Consider the following 7,476-nt stretch of genomic DNA (forward strand, 5'->3'; position numbering starts at 1 on the left):
CGGGCCATTGCTGCGGCCCGTGCGGCCTTCGACTCCGGTGTCTGGTCCTCGGTCCCGGCGCCTGAGCGCGGCACCTTTCTGCTCAAGGTCGCCTCGGAATTGCGTGACCGCCGCGAGAAATTCGCCCGCGCCGAATCGCTGGACACCGGGAAACGGATCATCGAAAGCCGGATCGACATCGACGATATCGCCGCCTGCTTCGAATATTTCGGCCGGCTCGCAGGCCAACAGTCGGGCCGCGTGGTCGACGCCGGAGACTCCGACGTCGTGAGCAGGATCGTCTACGAGCCGGTGGGTGTCTGCGGCCTGATCACGCCCTGGAACTACCCCCTGCTTCAAGCGGCGTGGAAGATCGCACCGGCGTTGGCCGCCGGTTGCACATTCGTCCTCAAGCCATCCGAGTTGACCCCCTCCACCGCCATCCTGACCATGCAGCTGCTGCAGGACCTGGGCCTGCCGGACGGCGTCGCCAACCTCGTGACGGGCCCCGGCGCGGAGGCGGGCGCACCGCTCTCGGAACACCCTGACGTCGATTTGGTCTCATTCACCGGCGGGTTGGAAACCGGAAAGCGCATTGCCGCTGCTGCCGCCGGGACCGTCAAGAAGGTGGCGCTGGAGCTCGGCGGCAAGAACCCGAACGTCGTGTTCGCCGACGCGGACTTCGACGCCGCCGTCGACAACGCGCTCAACGGCGCGTTCGTCCACTCCGGTCAGGTCTGCTCCGCCGGGGCGCGGCTAGTGGTCGAGGAATCGATCGCCGAACGCTTCGTCGATGAGCTGGTCCGGCGCGCTCAGGGCATCCGCCTCGGTGGCCCTTTCGACGAAGCTGCCGAGACCGGCCCGCTGATTTCCGCGGCCCACCGCGAGAAGGTGCACGCCTACGTCCAGCGCGGAGTGGAGGAGGGGGCGCGGCTGCGGTGCGGTGGCACGACGCCCGAAGGAGAGAAGTACGGCGTCGGTTTCTACTACCAGCCCACGGTCCTGGACCGCGTGCAGAAGGGTATGTCCGTCGTCGTGGATGAAGCCTTCGGCCCGGTAGTGACTGTTGAGACCTTCCGCACTGAGGATGAAGCGGTGGCGACCGCCAATGACACTATTTACGGGCTGGCCGGGGCGGTCTGGAGCCAGGATGCGGGCAAGGCGCAGCGCGTGGCCGGCCGACTGCGGCACGGCACTGTCTGGATCAACGACTACCACCCCTACCTCCCGCAGGCCGAGTGGGGCGGCTTCGGCCAGTCCGGCGTCGGCCGCGAGCTCGGTCCGACCGGCCTGGCCGAGTACCAGGAATCCAAGCACATCTACCAGAACACCAACCCGCAGGTGACGGGCTGGTTCGCTGACCACGGCAAGGAGAACTAGATGCCTACCGACAACGTCGAGAACCTCGACGACCGTGAGTTCGACTACATCGTCATCGGCGGCGGATCCGCCGGAGCCGCAGTCGCCGCCCGGCTGAGCGAGGACCCGGCCATGTCCGTGGCACTGGTGGAAGCCGGGCCGGATGACCGCGGCGTGCCCGAGGTACTGCAGCTCGACCGCTGGATGGAGCTGCTCGAATCCGGGTACGACTGGGACTACCCGATCGAACCGCAGGAGAACGGCAACTCCTTCATGCGCCACGCCCGGGCCAAGGTCATGGGTGGCTGCTCCAGCCACAACTCCTGCATCGCCTTCTGGGCCCCGCGCGAAGACCTGGACGAGTGGGAATCGAAGCACGGCGCCACCGGATGGACCGCTGAGGTCGCCTGGCCGTTGTACCAGCGACTGGAGACCAACGACGACGCCGGCCCGGACGCGCCGCACCACGGCGACTCAGGGCCCGTGCACCTGATGAACGTGCCCGCGGCGGATCCCACCGGCGTCGCACTCCTGGATGCCTGTGAACAGGCCGGCATTCCGCGTGCGAAGTTCAACACCGGCACCACGGTGATCAACGGCGCGAACTTCTTCCAGATCAACCGCCGCGCGGACGGCACCCGATCATCCAGCTCGGTCTCCTACATCCATCCGATCATCGAGCGCGAGAACTTCACACTGCTGACCGGCCTGCGCGCCCGCCAACTGGTGTTCGACGCGGACAAACGGTGCACTGGCGTCGATGTCGTGGACTCGGCGTTCGGACGGACTCACCGGCTCTCCGCGCGTTGCGAGGTCGTGCTGTCCACCGGGGCCATCGACTCGCCCAAGCTGCTCATGCTCTCCGGTATCGGCCCCGCCGCGCACCTCGCCGGGCACGGGATCGAGGTCCTGGTCGACTCCCCCGGCGTCGGCGAGCACCTGCAGGACCACCCCGAAGGCGTCGTGCAGTTCGAAGCGAGGCTGCCGATGGTTCAGACGTCGACGCAGTGGTGGGAGATCGGCATCTTCACATCCACGGAAGAAGACCTCGACCGCCCGGACCTGATGATGCACTACGGCTCCGTCCCGTTCGATATGAACACCCTTCGGTACGGCTACCCGACCACGGAGAACGGCTTCAGCCTCACCCCGAACGTCACGCACGCCCGCTCTCGCGGCACCGTCCGGCTGCGAAGCCGGGACTTCCGGGATAAGCCCATGGTGGATCCGCGGTACTTCACCGATCCGGAGGGCCACGACATGCGCGTTATGGTCGCAGGCATCCGCAAGGCCCGCGAGATCACCGCCCAGCCTGCCATGGCGGAATGGACCGGCCGTGAGCTCTCGCCCGGCATCGAAGCGCAGACCGACGAGGAACTGCAGGACTACATCCGCAAGACGCACAACACCGTTTACCACCCCGTCGGTACCGTCCGTATGGGGCCGGCCGACGACGAGATGTCGCCGCTCGACCCCGAACTGCTGGTCAAGGGCGTCACGGGCCTGCGCGTCGCCGACGCCTCCGTCATGCCTGAACACGTCACTGTGAACCCCAACATCACCGTCATGATGATCGGAGAGCGCTGTGCTGACCTCATCCGTGCCAGCCGTGCGGGCAAAACAACGACGGCGGAGGCGGAGCTCGGCGCGGCCCTCGCCTGACCGCCCGCGGACCCACGGCGGGCTCGGGAGCCGATTCGGTGAACCCGGTGGATGGATGTCCCATGTCCCCTCCACCGGGTTTTTCCGTATCAGCTCAGGCCCAACCGAGCGAGGCAGACCATTCTTGAACGTTTGTTCATATCCACTCTTGAACATATGTTCAAGGTGAACTACGCTCCCCGTATGACCTACACCACACCTAGCGGAGTTGCTTGGCTTCTCTTACAGGACAGTGGGGCGTAGGTGCAGATCGGGGCTTACCCCGCGCCATTTCCGCCCGCACAACACACCGCCATGATGTGCGGTGCCCAATGAGAGGGATGACATGAGTCAGACGATCGACGCTCCGCCTGGAATGAATACCGAAGACGGGGACAGGACACCCGCGGCTGGAACCCGCGTCAACTGGACTGTCTTCATCGGATCGGCTACCGGGATTCTCGCAATCGCTCTCTGGGCCATGGTGGACGCTACGGGGGCAGAGGCACTGATCGGCTCCATGGTCACGTGGGTCTCCACCACCATGGGGTGGTACTACTTCCTGATCGTCACCCTCGTCGTCGTCTTCGTCCTGGTCCTCGCCCTGAGCCGTGTCGGCAAGACGAAACTAGGCCCGGACCACTCCAAGCCGCAGTTCAGCATGTTCACCTGGGCATCGATGCTCTTCGCGGCCGGCATCGGAATCGACCTGATGTTCTTCTCGGTCTCCGAACCCGTGACCCAGTACCTCGCGCCTCCGCAGGGCGATGGCAGCACCGTGGAAGCCGCACGCCAGGCCATGGTACTGACGCTGTTCCACTACGGACTCACGGGCTGGGCGCTCTACGCACTCATGGGCCTCGCCCTCGGCTATTTCGCCTACCGGCATAATCTACCCCTCAGCATCCGCAGCGCCCTCTACCCCATTTTCGGGAAGAAGATCGACGGGCCGCTCGGGCACGGCATCGACATCGCTGCCCTGCTTGGCACCATCTTCGGCATCGCAACTTCCCTGGGCATCGGTGTCGTCCAGCTCAACTACGGGCTCAGCCTCATGTTCGGCCTTCCGGAGAACGTCACCGTGCAGATCGGGCTGATCGTCGTCGCCGTCGTCATGGCCACGGCATCGGTGCTCTCGGGTGTCGAGAAGGGCATCCGCCGACTCGCCGAGCTGAACGTGCTGCTCGCCGGCGCCCTCGTGGTCTTCGTGCTGTTCACCGGCAAGACGAGCTTCCTGCTCGACGGCATCATCCAGAACACCGGTGATGTGCTCAGCCGTTTTCCCGGCATGACACTGGACACCTTCGCCTATGACCGCCCCGGCGACTGGCTGCAGGGCTGGACGCTCTTCTTCTGGGCTTGGTGGATCGCCTGGGCGCCTTTCGTGGGTTTGTTCCTCGCCCGGATCTCCCGTGGCCGAACGATCCGCCAGTTCGTTGTTGGAACACTGGTGGTGCCGTTCACGTTCATCCTCATCTGGATCTCGGTCTTCGGGAACAGTGCCCTCGATATCGTGATGAACGGCAATGCGGCATTCGGTGAGACCGCCATGGCCCAGCCGGAAAGGGCGTTCTACGGGTTGCTCGAGCAGTACCCCGCGGCACCGCTCATCATCGGCATCGCGACCTTCACTGGCCTGCTGTTCTACGTGACGTCGGCCGACTCCGGCGCGCTCGTCATGGCGAACTTCACCAGCCACCTCAAGGACGCCGACGCTGACGGTCCCAAGTGGTTGCGCGTCTTCTGGGCGGTCGTCACGGGCCTGCTGACGCTCGCCATGCTGACCGTGGGCGGCGTGACGACCCTGCAGAACGCCACGATCATCATGGGCCTGCCGCTGTCCATCCTGCTGCTGTTCATCATGGCGGGCCTGTACAAGGCGCTGCGTGTGGAGAACTCGCTCGCCGCCAGCTACCGATCAAGCCTTCCCGGCATCATATCCGGGCGCAGCGCCGAGGGTCCCGGTGGGCGGAACTGGCGGCAGCGGCTGAACCGGGCGATGACCTACCCGGGTCCGACGCAGGCGAACCACTTCGTGGACACCGTAGCGCTTCCCGCCCTGCGGGAGGTGTACGACGAACTGCGGGCGCAGGGGGCTGACGCCACCCTGACCACCGCGACCGTGGAGCCCTGCGGCATCCGCAGCGTGGATCTGCATGTGGGCCTCGGTGACGAGCGTCCCTTCAAATACCAGATCTATCCCGTTCAGTACGGGACCCCGTCCTACGCGGCGGGCAACGCGGCGACGGACGCTGTGACGAAGGGAAAGTATTACCGGATGGAAGTCTTCTCCCTCGAGGGCAGCCACAGCTACGACCTCGCCGGCTACACCAGGGAACAGGTCATCACCGATGTCCTGGACCACTACGAGACACACCTCGAATTCCTGCACCTGAACCGGGAAACACCGGGCAACACGGCCATCACCGAGGACCAGGCCGGCAAGGACAACTGGGAATCCGACTTTTCACTCCAGGAGGAGGCAAAGTGATACGACGTCTACCTCTGCGCAGAAGGCGGGCGGCGAGGATGGAGTAATTCATCCTCACTCCACTGGGTCCTGCTATGTGGACGCCATCGGTGCAGAGGTCAGAGGGAGGCTGCCGTCGCGACGAGACGGTCCGGTAGCGTTGCAACTCGTGGACCGTGAAGGGCAGCGTCCGCCAGATCGCTCAGCAGTTCATCGCCGAAGGAACCAACTGATGAGAAAGACCACCAAGGGGTGGCTACTCCTAGCCGTCGCCATCCTGTCCGAGGTAACCGCATCACTGTCATTGAAAGGTGCGCTCGAGCATCCTGCTCTGTACGTCGTCGTAACCGCCGGCTACCTTGGCGCGTTCGCACTCCTCGCCGTCGTACTCCGCACCGGTATGGCACTCGGAGTCGCCTACGGCATCTGGGCAGCAAGCGGTGTCGCGCTGACAGCGATCGGCTCGCTCATCATCTTCGGCGAAGCACTTACCTTCCTCATGGGTATCGGCATCGCCGTCATCGTCGCCGGGGTCTTGTGCGTCGAGCTTGGAGCTCAAGCGGCACATAAAAGAGCCGAGACCGCGTAATGGCCTACGTGTTCCTGATTGGCGCGATCATCTCGGAAGTCGCCGGCACCGTCAGCCTTCGCCTAGCGGTCGACAACAAACGCTGGTACGGCTCCGTCATCGTCGGCTACCTCATCGCCTTCACGATGCTCAGCCTCACCCTCGCCCAAGGTCTTCCCTTAGGCATCGCCTACGGTATCTGGGCGGCTGCGGGTGTCGCCCTCACCGCCATCATCTCGAAATTCCTGTTCGAAGAACCCCTGACCTGGCTCATGAGCCTTGGAATCATCCTCATTATCGGAGGCGTCCTACTCATCGAGCTAGGTGCGGCTCACTAGCCTGTGTTTCCCTTCCGCCCTCGAAAAACTAGAAGGCTTGCAATACTCCAGGGTGGTTCCGCCACTGGGAGCACCAGTACTGGTTCTGTGACCCGAGCAGTCGCCGGGGACGGGGAGGCCTCCTCCCGGCGGCCGCGATCATAACCCCCGAATCGGCTTGCGCCCAGTGCTGATTCGGCGCGCCGCAAGCGTCACTGCGCAGACTTCCGCAACGATATAGTGGGAGCAACGCGGACTGACGCCGCGGAGGTGAACCGCAAACCGGCTTCCGACGGCGCTGGCCTTATCTCGAATTAGCCGTCAGACCCATCCTCACCGAAGGCCACAACACCGTGACCCCCTCCCCCGCTGCGGCGCGCCTGTTGTCCCTGCGCGCACTCCTGTTCGACCTCGACGGCGTCCTCACGCCGACCGCTGACGTGCACATGCAAGCGTGGTCGCGGCTCTTCACGCCGTACCTGAAGGCGAAGGGGATCGGGTCGGGCTACACCGACGCCGACTACTTCACCTACATCGACGGCCGCCCCCGTTACGACGGCGTCCGCGCTCTTCTGACCTCCCGAGGCATCACGCTTCCCGAAGGCGCTCCGGAGGACGCCCCCGAACTCGAGACCGTCAGTGGACTCGGCAACCGCAAGAACAAGGCATTCAACGAGGCCCTAGCGGAGAACGGCGTCGCGCCGTATCCGGGTTCCCTCGCACTCCTGGATGCCGCCGTCGCCACCGGTCTCGAAGTCGCAGTCGTTACGAGCTCCCGCAACGGCGTCGCCGTCCTCGTGGCCGCCGGGATCCGCGACCGTTTCGACGTCGTCGTCGACGGCCTCCTCGCTGCCGAGCGGGGGATCGCGGGCAAACCCGACCCCGACACCTATCTCCACGCCGCCGGGATGCTTGGCCTTCCCGCCTCGGCATGCGCGGTGGTCGAGGATGCCTCCTCCGGAGTGGCTGCGGGCCGCGCGGGCGAGTTCGGCCTCGTGGTCGGCGTGAACCGGGGGGTGGGTGCGGACACGCTGCTCGCGCATGGCGCGGATATCGTCGTGGACGACCTCGCCGAACTCATCCCGCTCCTCCCGGATTCTCCGGCCCCTGCCGGCCCGACCCCACCCACCCCGTAGCCCAGG

At 65.2% G+C, this 7,476-nt stretch carries 6 protein-coding genes; all 6 read left to right on the plus strand.

Going from position 1 to position 7,476, the window contains the following annotated elements:
* Nucleotides 1-1,359 (plus strand): aldehyde dehydrogenase family protein (locus tag Y705_RS0100860; protein WP_026531505.1); only part of this gene is annotated, 1,359 nt, incomplete at its 5' end.
* The gene (locus Y705_RS0100865) at nt 1,360-3,000 is read left to right on the plus strand and encodes a GMC family oxidoreductase (RefSeq protein ID WP_026531506.1); all 1,641 of its coding nucleotides are present in this window, start codon (nt 1,360-1,362) and stop codon (nt 2,998-3,000) included.
* Nucleotides 3,001-3,355: 355 nt separating this feature from the next.
* The gene (gene betT / locus Y705_RS0100870; RefSeq protein ID WP_026531507.1) at nt 3,356-5,470 is read left to right on the plus strand and encodes a choline BCCT transporter BetT; all 2,115 of its coding nucleotides are present in this window, start codon (nt 3,356-3,358) and stop codon (nt 5,468-5,470) included.
* A gap of 211 nt (nt 5,471-5,681) precedes the next feature.
* Nucleotides 5,682-6,038, plus strand: a complete 357-nt coding sequence (locus Y705_RS0100875) for a DMT family transporter (protein WP_026531508.1) — start codon at nt 5,682-5,684, stop codon at nt 6,036-6,038.
* Complete coding sequence (locus Y705_RS0100880; protein WP_026531509.1) at nt 6,038-6,355, plus strand: DMT family transporter; 318 nt, start codon at nt 6,038-6,040, stop codon at nt 6,353-6,355. The genes Y705_RS0100875 and Y705_RS0100880 overlap by 1 nt, the downstream gene beginning before the upstream one ends.
* A gap of 332 nt (nt 6,356-6,687) precedes the next feature.
* Entirely contained in the window at nt 6,688-7,470 is a 783-nt protein-coding gene (locus Y705_RS16320) for an HAD family hydrolase (protein WP_049822060.1), read from the plus strand.
* The last annotated feature ends 6 nt before the right edge of the window (nt 7,471-7,476 follow it).

This window comes from Arthrobacter sp. H41 (assembly GCF_000520535.1).
Classification (GTDB): domain Bacteria; phylum Actinomycetota; class Actinomycetes; order Actinomycetales; family Micrococcaceae; genus Arthrobacter_D.